Raw genomic sequence first — 16,909 nt, forward strand, 5'->3', positions numbered from 1 at the left:
CCTGCCCCACCTTGATGATCCTCGCGGCATTGCGGATCTGACGCTCGCCGTACTGGGATATCCGAGGCATGTCGCCCACTACGTTTACCTGGGATCCACCCCGCCAGGGTGGTCGCCGGGCCGGCGCCGTTATGGTCGCCGCACGCGTCGCCGCTCCCGGCGGCCGGACGGGACGTCGAAGGGGTGGTGACGGTGGCGGACGCGGAACTCCTCGTCGAGGTGGCCGGGCCGGTGGCGACGGTGGTGATCCGCAACCCGGCGCGGCGCAACGCGATGACCACCGCCATGTGGCGGCGGCTGCCGGAGCTGCTCGACGGGCTGGAGGCCGACCCGGCCGTCCGGGCGCTGGTGCTCACCGGCGCGGGGGACACCTTCTGCGCCGGCGCGGACCTGGGCGACCTGGACGAGCTGCTGGACGCCGGTGACGCCAGCATCGCGGTGGCCGCCGAGGAGCGGCTCGCCGCCTTCGCCAAGCCCACCGTCGCCGCCGTCCGGGGCGCGTGCGTGGGCGGCGGCTGTCAGCTCGCCGTCGCCTGCGACCTACGGGTCGCCACCACCGACGCACGGTTCGGCGTGCCGCCGGCGCGGCTGGGCCTGGTGTATCCGGCGCCCACCACCCGCCGGCTGGCCCGGCTGGTCGGCCCGGCCGTGGCCAAGCACCTGCTCTTCACCGCCGAGCTGATCGACGCCGAGCGGGCGCTGCGGGTGGGCCTGGTCGACGAGCTGCTGCCGGGCGACGGGCTCGCCGCCCGGGTGGCCGAGCTCACCGCCGCCGTGGTCGCCCGGTCGCAGCTCAGCGTCGCCGCCGCCAAGGAGATCGTCGACGGGCGGGCGGACGAGGACCGGATCGCCTGGTGGCACGGGCAGGTCCGGGCCAGCGGCGAGGCCCGCGAGGGCGTGGCCGCCTTCCACGAGCGCCGCCCGGCCCGCTTCGGCTGGACCCCGCCCGCCCGGCACTGACCGCTCCACCTCCCGTGGGTGGGGGGCCGACGGGTGCCGCGCCGAGGGCGTACCCCCGACGCGGCCCCCCGTTCCCGCCGGCCGGTCCGTCACCGCCCCGTCAGCGCCGCCCAGCTCGGCACGGCCGGCTCACGCCGCAGCGGCATGCCCGCCTCGGCCGGCGTCCGGTCGCCCTTGTGCTGGTTGCAGCCGTAGCAGGCGGCCGTCGTGTTCCGCCAGGTGTTCCGGCCGCCGCGCGAGCGGGGCAGGATGTGGTCGATGGTGCCGGCCGGCCCCCCGCAGTACGCGCAGCAGCGCCCGTCGCGGCGCAGCACGCCCGCGCGGGACCAGGCCGGTCCGGCGCTGAACCGCCACCGGGTCACCACGTAGCGGACCAGGCGCACCACCCGGGGCATCGGGAACACCCCGATCACCCGGTCCGGCTCGGCCTCGTGGATCTCGGCGACCCGCCGGCAGAGCATCCGGATCGCGTGCTGGACGGTGACCCGGTGCAGCGGGCCGAGGTCGGCGTTGACGACGAGGACGGCGTCCACCGGTGTCTCCCTTCGTGGCGGTGACGAGCTGGACGGGCCGGAGCGCGAAAGAGCCGCCCGGTCCGGGTTACGGACGGGCGGCTCGACGTCGTGCGGGCACGCGTCAGTCGGGCCGGCCGCCCCCGGGGTCTTCGGCACGGTGACGACCGCCGCCGGCCGGCGATGCCGGACGCGTGGGCAGGCACGACGGCACACCGGTGACGTGCGACATCGACATGACCAGCTCCCGCGGCGGTGGTTGACCTTGCGCGATCACGGTAGGTCTGCGGGGGACAGAGGGGCAACGGATTTCGATCGAGGCCCCGGCTCGTCGGGGCGGCGCTGCCGGCGGGCCCGGCCGGCGGCCCGCGCGGCGGCCAGGGGCCGGTCGATGCGTACGGCCATCCGCGCCGTCAGCTCGCTCTCCAGCAGCGGCCGGTTGACCTCCCCGGCGACCGCGAGCGCCGGCCCCGAGACGGTGCGCCAGATCGCGGCCAGCCCGGCGCCCAGCCCGAGCAGGGCCACGGCGGCCCGGGTCACCGGCGGGCCGGCGGCGGCGAGCGCGCTCACCCACACCACGGCGAACAGCACGGCGAGCAGCGGTACGAGCACCGGCCAGAAGATCCCCCGGACGGCCTGCACCACCAGCCTCCGGTCCCGCACGATCAGGTTCCGGGCGACGATGGCGTAGTCCTCCTCGTCGAGCAGGTCCCTCGGGTGCAGCCCGCCGGTGAGTACGCCCTGCCACAGCTCGCCCTGGTTGCGCAGCTCGCGGGCCAGCTCGGGCAGCCCCGCCTCGGTCGGGTCGCCCACGCCCGCCCTGGTGACCGCCGACGCCCACGCCGACAGCGAGTGGCGGACCACCGCGGCCGAGTACGGCGGCAGCACGCTGGCCAGCTCGCCCAGCCAACGGCCGATCTCGAACTGCCGTCCGCCGAAGCGCTGGGCCACCTGCCCGGCGTCGCCGTTCCGCACGGCGTCGCCGTACCGGACGGTGTCGGCCAGCGAGCGTCCCAGCCGGTACGCCAGCCCCACCCGCTGGTTGGTGGCCATCGTCCAGCGCAGCAGTTCCACGTTCAGGTCGTCGAGGGCGAGCAGCAGGGCGTCGGCGGACCCGTCGGCCACCCGGCCCCGCGCGTCGGCGGTGGCGGGCACGGGGCCGACGCGCCGGGTCAGCTCTGCGATCTGGGTGAGCGCGACCTCCACGCCGTCCAGGTACATCTGCATGCGCCGCCGCCCCGACATCTCGGTCAGGTTGGACAGCTTCGCCGGTGCGCCCGCCGGCCGGTCGGCCCCGGGATCGCGCAGCTCGGCGGTCCGCGCGTGGTGGTAGGCGTCCGCCATCCACCAGCCGAGCCGCAGGGCGGTCACGACGCAGGCCCGCTCGTCGCGGATCAGCGGGTACGCGTCGTCCCGCGGCACGTCGGCGACGAGCGGGCCGTCGTCCGTGCGCGGCGACATCCCGCTGACCTCCCGGCTCACCCCAGAAGATCAGCCTAGGTGAACTGAACGGCCTATTTGCCCGTTTTGCTCCTCATCGCCGGGCGAGCAGGCCCGGGGCCGGTCAGCCCGCCCGGCACGCAGACCCCGGGCCGGTCAGCCCCGCCCGTCGCGCAGACCCCGGGCCGGTCAGCCCCGTCCGGCGAGCAGGCCCCGGGGCCGGATCGAGCGGACCCGCTCCGCCGCGCCGCCCTCGGCCCGCAGGACGTGGTTGGCCGCGATGATCCCGGTCGCCGCCGACCGCTCCATCAGCGCGCTCGGGAAGTCCGTCCGGATGCCGTCGCCGGCCAGGTAGAGCCCGTCGGCGTCGGTGCGCACCCCCGGCCGCCAGGCGTGGCTGCCGGGCGTGAACGCCGGCGCCTGCGCCTCCACCCGGGCGCGCAGCTCGCGGACCCGCAGCCGGGCCGCCTCCGGCCAGAGCGCGGTCAGCTCGACCCGCATCCGTTCGGCCAGCTCCTCGGCGGGCACGCCCGCGTCGCAGGCGTACGCGTGCAGCTCCACGACCGAGCCGCCGGTGCGCTCGGCCCAGCGGCGGGACTCGTGCTCCAGCCGGTGGTAGAGGGTCACCGAGTCCAGAGTGGGCTGCCGGGACACCCCGCTGAACACCGCCCGGTCAGCGGAGACGTCCCCGTCGCACCAGAAGCGCGCCACCGCGTACGGCGGACCGGGCCGGCCGAACGCGGGCATCCGCGCCGCCAGCCGGGGCGCGTGGTCGGCCAGGCCGGGCGAGGCCGCGACCAGCGCGGCCAGGGCGGGCGGATCGACGGCGAGCACCACGTGCCCGGCCGGGTACGACGTGCCGTCGGCGGTGGCCACCCGCCAGCCGGCGCCCTCGCGGGTCAGGGCGGTGGCGGCGGCGCCCGTCAGCACCCGGCCGCCGTGCTTCTCCACGTGCCGGGTCAGCGGCTCCCAGATCGCCGTCGCGTAGTCCTCGTCGGGGCAGTCGAAGGCCAGCCCTTCCGGGTTGCCCAGCAGGTAGAAGTGGAACTGCGCGATCATCTCCGCCGCCGACATCTCCGCCTCGTGGTTGAAGAACGAGTGGGAGAAGACCTCGAAGAGCATCGCGCGGGCCCGGTCGGGCAGCCGCAGCGAGGTGAGCAGCGCGTCGGCAGTGCTGTCGTCGAACTCGGCGTAGGTGCGCACCGGGTCGTAGGTGAGCAGTGGCAGCGCCGCGTCCCGGTCCATGCCCCGCAGGTCGCGCAGGCGCAGGCTGGGGCTGCGCAGCAGCAGCGCCAGCAGGTTCGCCGGCGGCGCGGGCGGCAGCTTGCCGAACTCCTCGGTGGGCCACCGCTCGCTGAGGATCGGATAGCCGGGGACCGGCTTGAGGAAGCCCAGCCCCGGGTCGGCGCGGCGCAGGATGGAGCGCCAGTTGTAGTACTGCCGGAAGAACGCGTGGAAGCCGTGCTCGTTCATCTGCCGGGTGCCGTCGGCGAGCGTCTCCGGCCAGGCGCCCAGCCGGCCGCCGAGCGTCGGCGCGGCCTCCAGCACCGTCACCGCCACCCCCCGCTCCGCCAGCACCACCGCCGCCGACATGCCGGCGATCCCGCCGCCGACCACCACCGCCTCGACCCGGCCCGGCACGCGGGGGGCGCCACCACCGCCCGGGTCCACCTCGTGCTCGCGTACGCCGATGAGTCGACCGACCACTTTCGACAGTGCCATGTGCACCTTCCCGCCGGGTGGGTCTCCAGTCTGCCCGCTCAGCCATCGCGGGAACCCTTTCCCGCGGGAAGCGCCTGACGTGCCCCGCCTTCACTCCGGCGGCGGGAGGCAGCGGCGTTCGCGGTCCGAGGTGGGCCAGACGTACTCCAGGTCGGGCGGGACGTCGTCGCCGAAGAGCGGCCCGTAGTGGCCGGGGTCCTTGCGCAGCAGCGACGAGCGGTGGCTCAGGTGCAGATCGTCGCGGCCCAGCCAGGGCGGCAGCTCACCGGCCTCGGCCAGCTCGGCCTGGGTGCGGACCCGGGTCAGGCCGCAGGCGGCGGCGAGGTCGGCGGTCATCGTGGTCGCGCACGTGTCGGCCCGGCCGGGCTCGCACCAGACCGCGCAGACGTCCAGCCCGTACCGGGTGAGGGCCTCCTCGTACCCGGCCCACATCTTCACCGCCGGGTGGTTGCGCCAGCCGTACGTGGGCCAGGTCAGCCCGCGCAGCACCTGGATGGTCTCCACCCGCTGCTTGCCCAGCCGCTTCTGGTCCAGCGTCCGGGCGCTGGCCAGGAAGTCCGGGTACGGCAGGAACGTCTGCATGCGGGTGCTCTACCCGTCACCGGGAGGGACATGCCGGCGCGACCAGCGTTCATGATCACGGGGCTGCGTCCGGCGCGACCGGCTGACTACGATGCGGCACATGGCGGAGCCCCTGCTGGATCGTGCGCGGCGTGCCGGCCGGCGGCTCCGGGTCAACGGGGACGCACGGGCGCACTACGTGATCTGTGGTCGCGACGCCCTCGCCTACTGGGTGGTGCGGGCGCTGCTCGCCACCGAGCTCCAGGCCGGCCGCGTCCGGATAACCCTGGTCGTGCCCGAACGACCGCGCTCGGACGAGCCCGACGGGCGGGACCTCCAGGGCGTCGAGGTCGTCCGCGCCGACCGGCTGGACGAGGTGACCTTCCGCCGGGCCGGGCTGGCCGGCGCCGACGGGCTGGCCCTGCTGCACCAGGACGACGTCGGCAACATGCACGCCGCGCTCTGCGCGCAGGAGGTCGAGCCCGGGCTGCGGCTGGTGGTGCGGATGTTCAACACCGGCCTCGCCAACGGGGTGCGGCAGATCTTCCCCGACTCGGCCGTGCTCTCCGACGCCTCCATGGCCGCCCCCGCCTTCGTGGCCGCCGCGTTGGGCGAGGTCGCCCCCACCCACTTCCGGCACGGCGGGCGCACCCTCTACGTGGCCCGCCGCGAGGACGTACGCCCGCCCGACGTGGTCTGCGGGGTTGCCGACACCCGCGACCCGCAGCAGGTCCGGCTGCTCCCCGCCGACGGGCGCGCGGCCGACCTGGTGATCGCCGAGGCGACCGGGACGCCGCCGGGCACGGAGCTGGCCGCCCGCCGGCTGAGGCGCGCCCGGCGGCGCCGCCGACCCCTGACGGTGCTGCTGCGCGCGGTACGCAGCTTCGCCACCCGCAAGATCGGCGTCGCGGTGATCGTGCTGCTGGCGGTGATCGGGGTGCTCGGCTCGCTCAACGGCTACGCCGCGCACGAGGACTGGGCCGACTCGCTCTACCTGACGCTGGTGACCACGCTGACCGGGCAGGATCCGAACCCGGACAAGTCGGCCGCCGAGCAGGTCATGCAGGTGGTGCTCAACCTGGCCGGGCTGGCGCTGATCCCGCTGATCACCGCCGTGGTGGTGGACGGCATCGTCAACGCCCGGCTGGCCCTGCACTCCGGCCGCATCCAGCCCGAACGCTCCGGGCACGTGGTGGTGGTCGGGCTGGGCAACGTCGGCACCCGGGTGATGGCCCAGCTCTGCGACTTCGGCGTCGAGGTGGTGGCGATCGACAAGGTGCCCGAGCCGCGCGGTGGGGCGCTGGCCCGGCGGCTCGGCGTACCGCTGATCGTGGGCGACGCCGCGCTGGAGGAGACCCTCCAGTCGGCGTCCGTGGGCGGCTGCCAGGCGCTGGTGGTGGTCTCCACCGACGACGAGACCAACCTCCAGGCGGCGCTCATCGGTCGGGCCGTCAACCCGGAACTCCAGGTGGTGCTGCGCCTCTTCGACGGCCACTTCGCCGAACGCATCCAGCAGGCGTTCGGCATCGGCGTCTCGCGCAGCGTGTCCTACCTCGCCGCGTTCTCGTTCTCCGCCGCGCTGCTGGACCGCGCCGTGATCGCCACCATCCCGGTCGGCCGGCACGCGCTGCTGGTCACCGAGGTCTCCGTCGCCGCCGGGTCGTCGCTGGACGGCAGGCCGCTCGCCGCCGTCGGGCGGGCCGAGAGCGTACGCCTGCTGGCGCACGCCCGGGCCGGCCAGCGCCTCGACTGGGCGCCCGATGCCCGGCTGGTGATCGTCGCGGGCGACCGGCTGACGGTGGTGGCCCGCCGGGCCGGGCTGAACGCCCTGCTCCGCGAGGCCGCGCCCCCGCCGGAGGACCCGGTCACGCCCGTGCCCCGCCAGCCGGAGGAGTGACGGCCGCCGCGCCGGGCCCGAGGCGGGGTCAGGCTCGCCGGGGGCGCGCGGCGTACCAGAGGGCGCCGACGGCGAGCACGGCGCCGCCGGAGAGCACGCTGGCCGGCGGCAGGTTGAGCGCGAGCAGCAGGCAGCCGGCCAGCCCCAGCACGGCCAGCGCCCGCACCGGCAGCCGCCGGCCCGGGTCCCGGCCCAGCGTCAGCGCGGCGGCGTTGGTGATCGCGTAGTAGACCAGCACGGTGCAGCTGGAGAAGCCGATCGCGCCGCGTACGTCGCCCAGCAGCACGATCACCACCACCACGGCGGCCACGGCCAACTCCGCCCGGTGCGGCACCCGGTGCACCGGGTGGACGGCGGCGAGCGCCCCCGGCAGGTCGCGGCGGCGGGCCATCGCCAGCGCGGTGCGCCCCACCCCGGCGAGCAGGGAGAGCAGCACCCCGGTCACCGCCACCGTCGCCCCGGCCCGCACCAGCCAGGCCAGGCCGGGCAGCCCGGCGGCGGTCACCACGTCGGCCAGGGGCGCAGCGGAACCGGCCAGCCGGTCGGCCCCGAGCACGCCGACCGTGACCACGGCGAGCACCAGGTAGACCGCCAGCACCACGCCGAGGGCCAGCGGGACCGCCCGGGGGATGGTCCGCGCCGGGTCGCGTACCTCCTCGCCGAGGGTGGCGATCCGGGCGTACCCGGCGAAGGCGAAGAAGAGCAGCCCGGCGGCCGTGAGCACGCCCCGCCCGCCGCCGCCGAGGTCGCCGAGCCGGTCCAGCGAGACGTCGCCGCCGACCGCGCCGGCCACCGCGACCAGGGCCAGCACCGCCAGCACCACGCCCACCAGGACCTTCGTCGCGGTGGCGGTCTTGCCGATGCCGCGCAGGTTCACGGCGGTCACCGCCGCCACCGCGCCGACGGCGACGAGCCGGGCCTGCCCCGGCCAGAGGTACGCCCCGATGGTCAGCGCCATCGCCGCGCAGCTCGCCGTCTTGCCGGCCACGAAGCCCCAGCCGGCCAGGAACCCGGCGAACGGGCCGAGCCGCTCCCGCCCGTAGACGTAGGTGCCGCCGGACTCGGGGTAGCGGGCTGCGAGCCGGGCCGAGCTGGTCGCGTTGCAGAAGGCGATGAAGCCGGCCAGCACCAGCGCCGCCAGCAGGCCGGCCCCGCCGGCCGCCGCCGCGGCGGGCGCGAAGACCACGAAGACGCCCGCGCCGAGCATCGACCCCAGACCGATGACCACCGCATCCCGTACGCCGAGCCGGCGCGCCAGTTGCTCCACGGCGCGACCCTAGGGGGCGGAGATGAACGGACGGTTCCAGTCCCGCAGTGCTCCCGGCAACGGCAGGTCGTCCCACGGCACCCGGTGCAGCAGCCGGTCCAGGACAAGACCGAGCATCAGGGCGGCCAGCCCGTCGGTCAGCCAGTGGAAGTTCAGATAGGTGGTCGTAACCAGCAGGATCGCCGGCGGCGCGAACCGGACCAGCCGGTACGCGATCGGGGACAGCCGCCCGGCGGTCAGCGCGGTCAGCAGCACCGCGATCACCCCGTACCAGACGATCGCGTTGGCGACGTGCCCCGACGGGTAGGACATCGAGTAGGCCCCGGCCGGCAACTGGTTGAAGATCTCCACCGCCTCGCCGGGCGGCAGGAACGGGTCCTTGACCGTCGCGCTCGGCGCGGCCCGGTCGGTCCACAGTTTGAGGGGGCCGATGGTCAGGTAGGTCAGCACGAAAGCGCCCGCCACCAGCAACAGCGGCCGGACGGAGTGCCGACGCCACCCCACCGCGAGGGCGAGCGCCCCGGACAGCGGCATCAACAGCCAGCCGCCCTGCCCGAGCAGGTTGAACACCCGGGCGGTCCAGTACAGCGGTGCCGGGTCGTGCGTGAACGCCCACTCGCTGACCGCCAGGTCGAGATCGTGGAGCCGGCCCCGGGCGAGCGCCAGGGTCAGCACGGCGAACCCGGCGAGCAGCAGCGCGTCGAACCACCAGCCGGCCGGCCGGACCGGCCGAAGCTGCACCTTCGCCCGTACCGTCGTGGTCTCCCGCACCCCGACCACGCTACCGGCCCCGCTCGGCGCCGGATGGGGACGGGCCGGGGCCGCCTGTGTGCCGAGCCACGAAGGGAGGCGCTCGGCGGGGGGTACCCGTCAGACTTGTCCCGTGCGGATCACCTCGGCCCTCGTGGACCCGGCGCTGCTCGACCTCCCCTGGTCGGCCCCGCTGGAGGAGTGGCCTGCGCAACACCTGGTGGCGTTGCCGCAGGGCATCTCCCGGCACATCGTCCGCTTCGTCCGCCTCGGCGGCTACGTCTACGCGGTCAAGGAGACGGGTGAGCGGGTCGCCGAGCGGGAGTACGACCTGCTGCGCGCCCTGGAGCGGATCGACTTCCCGTCGGTGGAGGCGGTGGCGATCGTCGCCGACCGGCTGACCGACGACGGCGAGCCGCTCGACCCGGTGCTGATCACCCGGCACCTGCAGTTCTCGCTGCCCTACCGGGCACTCTTCTCGCACACCCTGCGCCCGGAGACGATGGGCCGGCTGCTCGACGCGCTCGCCGCCCTGATCGTCCGGATGCACCTGACCGGCTTCTTCTGGGGCGACTGCTCGCTGTCGAACACGCTGTTCCGGCGGGACGCGGGGGCGTTCGCCGCCTACCTGGTGGACGCCGAGACCGGCGCCCTGCACCACTCCCTCTCCAACGGCCAGCGCGGCGAGGACCTGGAGATCGCCCGGGTCAACATCTTCGGCGAGGCGCTCGACCTCCAGGCCGCCGGGCTGCTGCACGAGTCGATCGACCCGGAGGTGGTCTGCGAGGAGGTCGTGCAGCGCTACGAGCGGCTGTGGCACGAGATCACCTACGAGCAGCAGGTCGAGCGGGAGGCCCGGCACGACATCGAGGGGCGGATCCGCCGCCTCAACGAGCTGGGCTTCGACGTCGCCGAGGTGGCCATGTCCACGATCGACAACGGGCGCTACCTGGTCCGGCCGAAGGTCGTTGACGCCGGCTACCACACCCGGCGGCTGCTCCGCCTGACCGGCCTCGACGCCGAGGAGAACCAGGCCCGCCGGCTGCTCAACGACCTGGACGCCTACCGGGCGGAGAGCTACCTGATGGACGAGCACCAGGCCGCGCACCGCTGGCTGACCGAGGTCTTCGAGCCGGTGGTCCGGGCCGTGCCGGCGCACCTGCGCCGCAAGTTGGAGCCGCAGGAGCTCTTCGCCCAGATCATCGAGCACAAGTGGCTGCTCTCCGAGCGGGCCGGCCGGGATGTCGGGATGGCCCCGGCCGTGCAGTCGTTCCTCTCCGACGTGCTGGTGCACCGCCCCGACGAGCAGGCGGTGCTCGGCGTCGAGGTCCCCACCGCCGGCTGAACCGGACCGCTCCGACTCCGCCGGGCCCTGGTTCCGCCCCCGGCCCCGATTCCGGGCCCCGAATCCGGTGGCGACGCGGTGACGGTGGTGGATGGTCCTGGAAGGCAGCGGGACTCCCTCGGCGACCGCTGTCGAGCTGATGTCGTAAACGATTCGGGCTAGGTGGCCCGCGTGATGTCGCAGACGATTCAGCTCGACAGCGCGGAGACGAGCCCCTCCGCGCGGGTGGGAGCCGGGGCCGTCACTTCGCTGTTGTTGAGGGCGACGCTCCGGGCGCCGGTGGCCGCCACGCGCCGACCCACGTCACTCCAGCCAGGAGCCGCCGCGCATCACCCGTACCACGTTCAGGTCGTCGTCGAGCACCACCAGGTCGGCCCGGAGTCCGACCTGGAGCGCGCCCAGCTGGTCGCCGAGGCCGATGGCGCGGGCCGGGGTGGTGGCCGCCATCCGTACGGCGTCCGCGATCGGGATCCCGGCGCCCACCGCGTGCCGCAGCGCGGCGTCCATGGTCAGGGTGCTGCCCGCGATCGCGCCGTCGCGGGCCAACCGGGCCACGCCGTCCGCCACCGTGACCGTCTGGCCGCCCAGGTCGTACTCGCCGTCGGCCATGCCGGCGGCGGCCATCGCGTCGGTGATCAGGGCGGACCGCTCGGGGCCCGCCGTCGAGGTGGCGAAGGCCAGCATCCCGTCGTGCAGGTGCACGCCGTCGGCGACCAGTTCGCAGACCACGTTCGGGGCGTCCAGCAGGGCCACCACCGGGCCGGGCTCGCGGTGGTGCACCGGCCGCATCCCGTTGAACAGGTGGGTGCCGACGCTCGCGCCCGCCGCGACGGCGGCGCGGGTCTCGTCGTACGTGGCGTCGGTGTGGCCGACCGCGGCGACCACCCGGTGCGCGGTGAGCAGCTTGATCGCCTCCAGGGCGCCGTCCCGCTCGGGGGCGAGGGTGACCATCCGGACCGCCCCGCCGCCCAGCTCGATCAGCTCGGCCAGCTCGTCGGTGGACGGGTCGCGGAGGTGCTCGGGGTTCTGCGCGCCGCAGCGGGCGGAGGAGAGGTACGGGCCCTCGAAGTGGATGCCGGCCAGCACCCCCTCGGCGACCAGCGGGGCGAACGCCTCGGTGGCCGAGCGCATGAGGACGAACGGCGAGCTGACGAGGCTGGCCAGCAGGGTGGTGGTGCCGTGCCGCAGGTGGAAGTCGGCGGCCTGTCGGGCCTGCTCGGCGTCGCCGGTGGTGAAGGTGTGCCCGCCGCCGCCGTGCGTGTGCATGTCGACGAAGCCCGGCACGATCCAGTGCCCGTCGCGGACCGACGGGTACTCGGCCACCGCCCGGATCCGGCCCTCGTGCACCTCCACGCAGCCCTGCCGGATCACGCCGGTCGGGGTCACCACCTTGCCGTTCACCCGAAGAGCCATCACTTCTCCAGACTGTCGAGGGCGAGCAGGGCGGCGCCGAGGCAGCCGGCCTCGTCGCCGAGGGCCGCCGCGACCAGGCGCGGCTCCCGGTGGAACGTCATCCGCTCGTGCAGCGCGGCCCGCAGCGGGTCGAACAGCAGCGCGCCGGCCCGCGCCAGCCCGCCGCCGATCACGACGGTCTCCACGTCGAAGAGGGCCTGGCCGGTGGCGAGGCCGTCGGCGAGCGCCTCCACTGCCTCCCGCCAGACGTCCGCCGCCAGCGGCTCGCCGGCTGCCGCCCGGTCGGCCACCTCGGCGGCGGTCGCCGGGACGCCGGCCCGCGCCGAGTAGAGCCGGCCGATCGCGGAGGCGGAGGAGACCGCCTCCAGGCACCCGGGACGGCCGCAGCCGCAGCGAGGCCCGCCGGGGCGTACCAGAATGTGGCCGATCTCGCCGGCGGCGCCGTGCGCGCCGGTGGCCGCCGCACCACCGACCAGGTGCGCGGCGGCGATGCCGGTGCCGATCGCGACGAAGAGGACGTGCGCGGCGTCGCTGCCCGCGCCGAGCCGGGCCTCGGCCAGGCCGCCGGCGCGCACGTCGTGGCCGACCGCCGTCGGCAGTCCGAGCCGCGCCTGCGCCAGGTCCCGCAGCGGTACGTCCCGGAAGCCGACGTTCGCCGACCAGACGGCGACCCCGCGCGCCTCGTCGATCACCCCGGGTACGGCGATGCCGATCGCGACCGGGCCGAGCCCGTCGGCGCGGGCCTTGCCGGCCAGCCCCTCGGCGACCCCCAGGACCGTGTCGACGACGGCGTCCGGGCCGCGCTCCGCGTCGGTGGGGTGCCGCTCGGTGTGCAGCACGGCACCGTCGGCCCGGACCAGGGCGCACTTCATCCCGGTGCCGCCGACGTCCAGCGCGACGACGACGTCGGCTGGCCTCACGCGAGGACCACGGAACGGGTCAGGTGCCGGGGCGCGTCCGGGTCGAGGCCCCGGCTGGTGGCGAGCGCGACGGCGAAGCGCTGCGCCAGGATCAGGTCGGCCATCGGGTCGACGGGCGTACGCCCGGCCGCCCAGCTGCCGAGCACCGTGCGGCAGCCGTGGGTGCGGCTGTGCACGAACGCCGCTCCCGTCGCCGCCACGTCCTCCGGCAGCCCGTCGGGCAGCTCGCCGAACGCCCAGACCAGCCGGCCCGGCGCGGCGATCGAGATGGGCCCGTGCCGGTAGTCCATCGCCGGGTACGCCTCGGCCCAGAAGGTGGCCGCCTCGCGGCACTTCAGCGCGGCCTCCTGGGCGAGCCCGACCGTCCAGCCCCGGCCGAGGAAGGTGGCCTGCTCGATGCGGGTCGGGTCGATCGGCAGCGGGGCGCGTACGGCCACCTCCGCGTCGGCGGCGAGCGCGTCGATGTTGTCGCCGAGGTGGGCGCGGAGCAGGGCCAGGGCGGTGGTCGCGAAGCGGGTCTGCACCACCGAGCGCTCGTCGGCGAAGGGCATGGTCACCGCCGCGTCGGCCAGCGCGACGGCGGGGGAGTCGGGGTCGCCGACCAGGACGGTGCTCGGCACCCGCCCGCGCAGGGCGGCGATCAGCTCGGTGACCTCGGTGGTGGTGCCGGAGCGGGTGATCGCGACGAGCCGGTCGTAGCGCCGGCTAATCGGGAACTCGGAGGCCTGGAAGGCGTCGGTCTCGCCCTGGCCGAGGTGCTCGCGGCGGGCCGCGTACGCCATCGCCATGAACCACGACGTGCCGCAACCCACGACGGCGACCCGCTCCCCGGGGCGGGGGAGGTGGTCCGTCGCGGTGGCGGCGAGTAGCGCCGCCTCCCGCCAGCAGTCGGGCTGGCTCGCGATCTCGGCGTCGACGTACGACATGAGAACTCCTACGCAGGGGAGCGGTGCGCAATACGGCTCGTTAGAGCCGCCTTTCGCGCGTTATTCTGCGCGAAAGCGGCTGGCTGTGGCAACCAGCCCCGGCATCGCGCAAGACGGGGTTTTGCGCCCTCGTAGTTTCGCGCACTACTGTGCACGCAATCAATCACCGACCGCGCAGTAACTGGAGGGCCCGGGTGGACCGGTACGCCAGATGGAACGCCCTGCTCGAGATGCTGACCGACAACGGCCGGGTCAGCGTCGAGGAGGCGGCCGAGCGGCTGGACGTCTCCCAGGCCACCATCCGGCGCGACTTCGACCAGCTCGCCCAGCAGCAGATGATCACCCGGACCCGGGGTGGCGCGGTCGCCAACGGCGTCTCGTACGACCTGCCGCTGCGCTACAAGACGGCCAAGCACTCGGCGGAGAAGCAGCGGATCGGCGCCGCCGCCGCCGCGCTGGTCTCGCCGGGCACCGTGGTGGGCCTCAACGGCGGCACGACCAGCACGGAGGTGGCCCGGGCCCTCGCCGTCCGGCCCGACCTGAACACCAGCGCCGAGGGCGCCCAGCTCACCGTGGTCACCAACGCGCTGAACATCGCCAACGAGCTGCTGGTCCGCTCCCGGATGAAGGTCGTGGTGGCCGGCGGCGTGGTCCGCCCGAAGTCGTTCGAGCTGGTCGGCCCGCTGGGCGGGGCGCTGCTGCGCGAGGTCACCCTCGACGTGGCCCTGCTCGGCGTGGACGCGATCGACCCGCAGCTCGGCGCCGCCGCCCACCACGAGGGCGAGGCGGCGATGAACAACCTGATGGTGGCCCGGGCCAAGCGGGTCGTCATCATCGCCGACTCGTCCAAGCTGGGCGGTCACGCCTTCGCCCGGATCTGCCCGGTGGACCGGGTGGAGACGCTGGTCACCGACTCCGGAGCCAACCCCGAGGTGGTGGAGGCGTTCCGCGCCGCCGGCGTCACGGTCATCTGCGCCTGACGTTGTCAGAAAGGGCACCTTCCTGACGCCTGGTGCACAGGAAGCGCCCCTTCCCTTCACCTGATCGGCGCGTCGCATGCATACCGGGTATTGCGGGTGCCTGCATACCGCGTATGGTGTCGCGTGTCATACACCCATCGGGGGAGGTGCAGCTTGCCAGCTGTCCTGGAGATCGAAGGTCTCCGCAAGACGTACAAGAGCCGTCGGCGCGGCACCCGCAACGCGCTCGACGGTTTCGACATGCGGGTCGAACAGGGGCAGGTGCACGGCTTCCTCGGCCCCAACGGGTCGGGCAAGACCACCACGCTGCGTACGCTGCTCGGCCTGATCCGGCCCAATGGCGGCCGGATGACGATCCTCGGCCACGAGGTGCCGGCGGCGCTGCCCGCCGTCGCCGGTCAGGTCGGCGCCATCGTGGAGAGCCCGCAGTTCTTTCCGCACTTCACCGCGCGGGACACCCTGTCCCTGCTCGCGGGCGCGGGCGACGTGCCGCAGCACCGCGTCGACGAGGTGCTGGAGCTGGTCGGGCTGCGCGACCGCGCCGGCGAGCGGGTCAAGACCTACTCGCTCGGCATGAAGCAGCGGCTCGCCGTCGCCTCGGCCCTGCTGAAGAACCCGAAGCTGCTGATCCTGGACGAGCCGGCCAACGGCCTCGACCCGGGCGGCATCCGGGAGATGCGCACCCTGACGCGCAACCTCGCCGAGTCGGGGATGACAGTGGTGCTCTCCAGCCACATCCTCGGCGAGATCCAACTGATCTGCGACTCGGTCACCATCATCTCGCTGGGCCGCCGGGTGGCCTTCGGCCCGGTCGAGCAGGTGCTCGCCCAGCACTCCTCGGGCGCGGTCCGGGTGCGGCTGGAGGCGGTCACCGACCTGCCGGTCGCCGCCGACGCACTGACCAGGGCCGGGATCCGGGTGGCGGGTCAGGCCGACCACCTGATGCTCGCCGGGGTCGACAAGCCGGCCACGGTGACCCGGCTCCTCGCCGAGCAGGGCCTCTACGTCAGCGAGCTCGCCCCGGTCGCCGTCGACCTGGAGAGCGTCTTCCTCGAACTGACCGCCACCGCGCCGGTACCCGGCCAGCACCGGCAGGTCGACCAGTCCACGAAGGTCGGTGGCGCGGGGCAGCCCGGTCCCACCGGGGGAGGGTGGGGCGCGTGAGCCTCTACCGTACGGAGTTGCGCCGGCTCGCCAAGCGGCGCTTCACCCGCTGGATGGGCCTGCTGGGCCTGCTGGTGCTCGCGGCCGTGGTGGTCGGGGTCTTCTTCACCAACGAGAAGATCGACGCCAGCGCGCTGGCGAAGGCCGAGCGCGCCGCCGACCAGCAGTGGCAGCGGGACGTTCGCCACAACACGGAGTACCGCGCGGCGTGCGAGAAGGCGAAGGCGGCCGGCACGGCCCAGTCCGGGGAGTTCCCCGACGACTGCGCGATGATCCAGCCCCCGCCCCGGGACGCGATCCAGGCGGACTGGTTCCTGCCGTCCACGTTCGACTTCCGGGAGAACTTCGGCGACACGCTGCTGCCGCTCGCGGCGATCCTCGCGCTGGTCGGGTTCGTCGTGGGGGCCTCGTTCGTCGGGGCGGAGTGGAACACCGGCGGCATGATGAACCTGCTGCTGTGGCGGCCGAAGCGGCTGACCGTACTGCTGACGAAGCTGGCGGCGCTGCTCACCGGGCTGGTCGCCCTGGCGGTGCCCACGACGGCGCTCTGGTTCGGCAGTTTCTGGCTGGTCGCCACGTTCCGTGGCAGCACGGCGAAGATGACCTCCGGGGCGTGGCAGTCCTTCGCCCTGACCGGGCTGCGCGGGCTGGTGCTCGCGCTGGTCACCGCGACCATCGGCTTCGCGCTCGCCTCGCTGGGGCGGCACACCGCGATGGCCCTGGGCGGGGTGATCGCCCTGATGGTCGTCGGGCAGTTCGGCCTCGGCATCCTGCTGGCGATGGCCGGCGTGCGCTTCGCCGAGGCCTGGCTGCTGCCGACCTACGCCGTGGCGTGGATGCAGAAGAAGGTGACCCTGGAGGACTGGAACACCTGCCAGGCCACCTACTTCGGCGAGTGCAAACCGGACACGCTCGACATCACCTGGCAGCAGTCCTCGGTGATGATGGCGGTCGGATTCGTGGTGATCCTCGGCGCGGCCCTCTGGGCGATGCGCCGGCGGGACATCTCCTGACCGTCGGCGGTGCGACCGGTGGCTCTCCCCGGCCCCGGT

15 protein-coding genes are annotated in these 16,909 nt (G+C 74.6%); 6 read left to right on the forward strand and 9 right to left on the reverse strand.

The features are described 5' to 3' along the window. The first annotated feature begins 186 nt into the window (after positions 1 to 186). A complete protein-coding gene (locus tag AB0B83_RS28125; protein WP_357580687.1) occupies positions 187 to 960 on the forward strand; it encodes an enoyl-CoA hydratase/isomerase family protein in 774 nt (257 codons plus the stop codon). 89 nt (positions 961 to 1,049) lie between these two features. On the opposite strand, the gene AB0B83_RS28130 is transcribed toward AB0B83_RS28125, so the two are convergent. From AB0B83_RS28130 to AB0B83_RS28145, 4 genes are all read right to left on the reverse strand, one after another. Beyond that, entirely contained in the window at positions 1,050 to 1,493 is a 444-nt protein-coding gene (locus AB0B83_RS28130; RefSeq protein WP_357580688.1) for an HNH endonuclease, read from the reverse strand. 252 nt (positions 1,494 to 1,745) lie between these two features. Continuing rightward, entirely contained in the window at positions 1,746 to 2,933 is a 1,188-nt protein-coding gene (locus AB0B83_RS28135) for a hypothetical protein (RefSeq protein WP_357580689.1), read from the reverse strand. Between the two features lie 168 nt (positions 2,934 to 3,101). Next, positions 3,102 to 4,634 (reverse strand): FAD-dependent oxidoreductase, encoded by a 1,533-nt coding sequence (locus AB0B83_RS28140; RefSeq protein ID WP_357580690.1) that lies wholly within the window; start codon positions 4,632 to 4,634, stop codon positions 3,102 to 3,104. Between the two features lie 90 nt (positions 4,635 to 4,724). Next, positions 4,725 to 5,216: an MSMEG_6728 family protein gene (locus AB0B83_RS28145; RefSeq protein ID WP_357580691.1), complete on the reverse strand. Its 492-nt coding sequence runs from the start codon at positions 5,214 to 5,216 to the stop codon at positions 4,725 to 4,727. 91 nt (positions 5,217 to 5,307) lie between these two features. Here AB0B83_RS28145 and AB0B83_RS28150 point away from each other — a divergent pair, with 91 nt between their 5' ends. Continuing rightward, positions 5,308 to 7,092, forward strand: coding sequence for an NAD-binding protein (locus AB0B83_RS28150; protein ID WP_357580692.1), 1,785 nt, complete (start codon positions 5,308 to 5,310; stop codon positions 7,090 to 7,092). A gap of 28 nt (positions 7,093 to 7,120) precedes the next feature. Here the strand turns inward: AB0B83_RS28150 and AB0B83_RS28155 are convergent, their stop codons facing one another. Both AB0B83_RS28155 and AB0B83_RS28160 read right to left on the reverse strand, forming a co-directional pair. After that, entirely contained in the window at positions 7,121 to 8,359 is a 1,239-nt protein-coding gene (locus tag AB0B83_RS28155; protein ID WP_357580693.1) for an APC family permease, read from the reverse strand. 9 nt (positions 8,360 to 8,368) lie between these two features. Further along, positions 8,369 to 9,130, reverse strand: a complete 762-nt coding sequence (locus tag AB0B83_RS28160) for a phosphatase PAP2 family protein (RefSeq protein WP_357580694.1) — start codon at positions 9,128 to 9,130, stop codon at positions 8,369 to 8,371. A gap of 112 nt (positions 9,131 to 9,242) precedes the next feature. Between AB0B83_RS28160 and AB0B83_RS28165 the strand changes: the two genes are divergently transcribed. Further along, entirely contained in the window at positions 9,243 to 10,454 is a 1,212-nt protein-coding gene (locus tag AB0B83_RS28165; protein WP_357580695.1) for a DUF4032 domain-containing protein, read from the forward strand. Positions 10,455 to 10,757: 303 nt separating this feature from the next. Here AB0B83_RS28165 and nagA read toward each other — a convergent pair whose 3' ends face one another. Genes nagA through AB0B83_RS28180 form a run of 3 tightly spaced genes read right to left on the reverse strand, consistent with a single transcriptional unit; the run spans position 10,758 to position 13,713 of the window. Next, positions 10,758 to 11,867: an N-acetylglucosamine-6-phosphate deacetylase gene (gene nagA / locus AB0B83_RS28170; RefSeq protein ID WP_357580696.1), complete on the reverse strand. Its 1,110-nt coding sequence runs from the start codon at positions 11,865 to 11,867 to the stop codon at positions 10,758 to 10,760. After that, positions 11,867 to 12,787: an ROK family protein gene (locus AB0B83_RS28175; RefSeq protein ID WP_357580697.1), complete on the reverse strand. Its 921-nt coding sequence runs from the start codon at positions 12,785 to 12,787 to the stop codon at positions 11,867 to 11,869. The genes nagA and AB0B83_RS28175 overlap by 1 nt, the downstream gene beginning before the upstream one ends. Next, on the reverse strand, positions 12,784 to 13,713 hold the full coding sequence (locus AB0B83_RS28180) for an SIS domain-containing protein (protein WP_357580698.1): 930 nt from the start codon (positions 13,711 to 13,713) through the stop codon (positions 12,784 to 12,786). Before AB0B83_RS28180 ends, AB0B83_RS28175 begins: the two co-directional genes overlap by 4 nt. 194 nt (positions 13,714 to 13,907) lie before the next feature. Here AB0B83_RS28180 and AB0B83_RS28185 point away from each other — a divergent pair, with 194 nt between their 5' ends. From AB0B83_RS28185 to AB0B83_RS28195, 3 genes are all read left to right on the forward strand, one after another. Then, positions 13,908 to 14,693, forward strand: a complete 786-nt coding sequence (locus tag AB0B83_RS28185) for a DeoR/GlpR family DNA-binding transcription regulator (RefSeq protein WP_091626905.1) — start codon at positions 13,908 to 13,910, stop codon at positions 14,691 to 14,693. A 153-nt stretch (positions 14,694 to 14,846) separates the two neighbouring features. Further along, positions 14,847 to 15,857, forward strand: a complete 1,011-nt coding sequence (locus tag AB0B83_RS28190; RefSeq protein WP_151454742.1) for an ATP-binding cassette domain-containing protein — start codon at positions 14,847 to 14,849, stop codon at positions 15,855 to 15,857. Next, on the forward strand, positions 15,854 to 16,870 hold the full coding sequence (locus AB0B83_RS28195; protein WP_357580699.1) for an ABC transporter permease subunit: 1,017 nt from the start codon (positions 15,854 to 15,856) through the stop codon (positions 16,868 to 16,870). Before AB0B83_RS28190 ends, AB0B83_RS28195 begins: the two co-directional genes overlap by 4 nt. Positions 16,871 to 16,909 lie beyond the last annotated feature (39 nt).

Origin of the sequence: Micromonospora sp. NPDC049060, from assembly GCF_040649055.1 — a bacterium.
Taxonomy (GTDB): Bacteria; Actinomycetota; Actinomycetes; order Mycobacteriales; family Micromonosporaceae; genus Micromonospora; species Micromonospora reichwaldensis.

Coding starts and splice junctions, on each gene's coding strand:
- nagA (WP_357580696.1), bottom strand. CDS start 11,867: ATGGCTCTTCGGGTGAACGGCAAGGTGGTGACCCCGACCGGCGTGATC.
- AB0B83_RS28150 (WP_357580692.1), top strand. CDS start 5,308: ATGCGGCACATGGCGGAGCCCCTGCTGGATCGTGCGCGGCGTGCCGGC.
- AB0B83_RS28135 (WP_357580689.1), bottom strand. CDS start 2,933: ATGTCGCCGCGCACGGACGACGGCCCGCTCGTCGCCGACGTGCCGCGG.
- AB0B83_RS28180 (WP_357580698.1), bottom strand. CDS start 13,713: ATGTCGTACGTCGACGCCGAGATCGCGAGCCAGCCCGACTGCTGGCGG.
- AB0B83_RS28140 (WP_357580690.1), bottom strand. CDS start 4,634: ATGGCACTGTCGAAAGTGGTCGGTCGACTCATCGGCGTACGCGAGCAC.
- AB0B83_RS28145 (WP_357580691.1), bottom strand. CDS start 5,216: ATGCAGACGTTCCTGCCGTACCCGGACTTCCTGGCCAGCGCCCGGACG.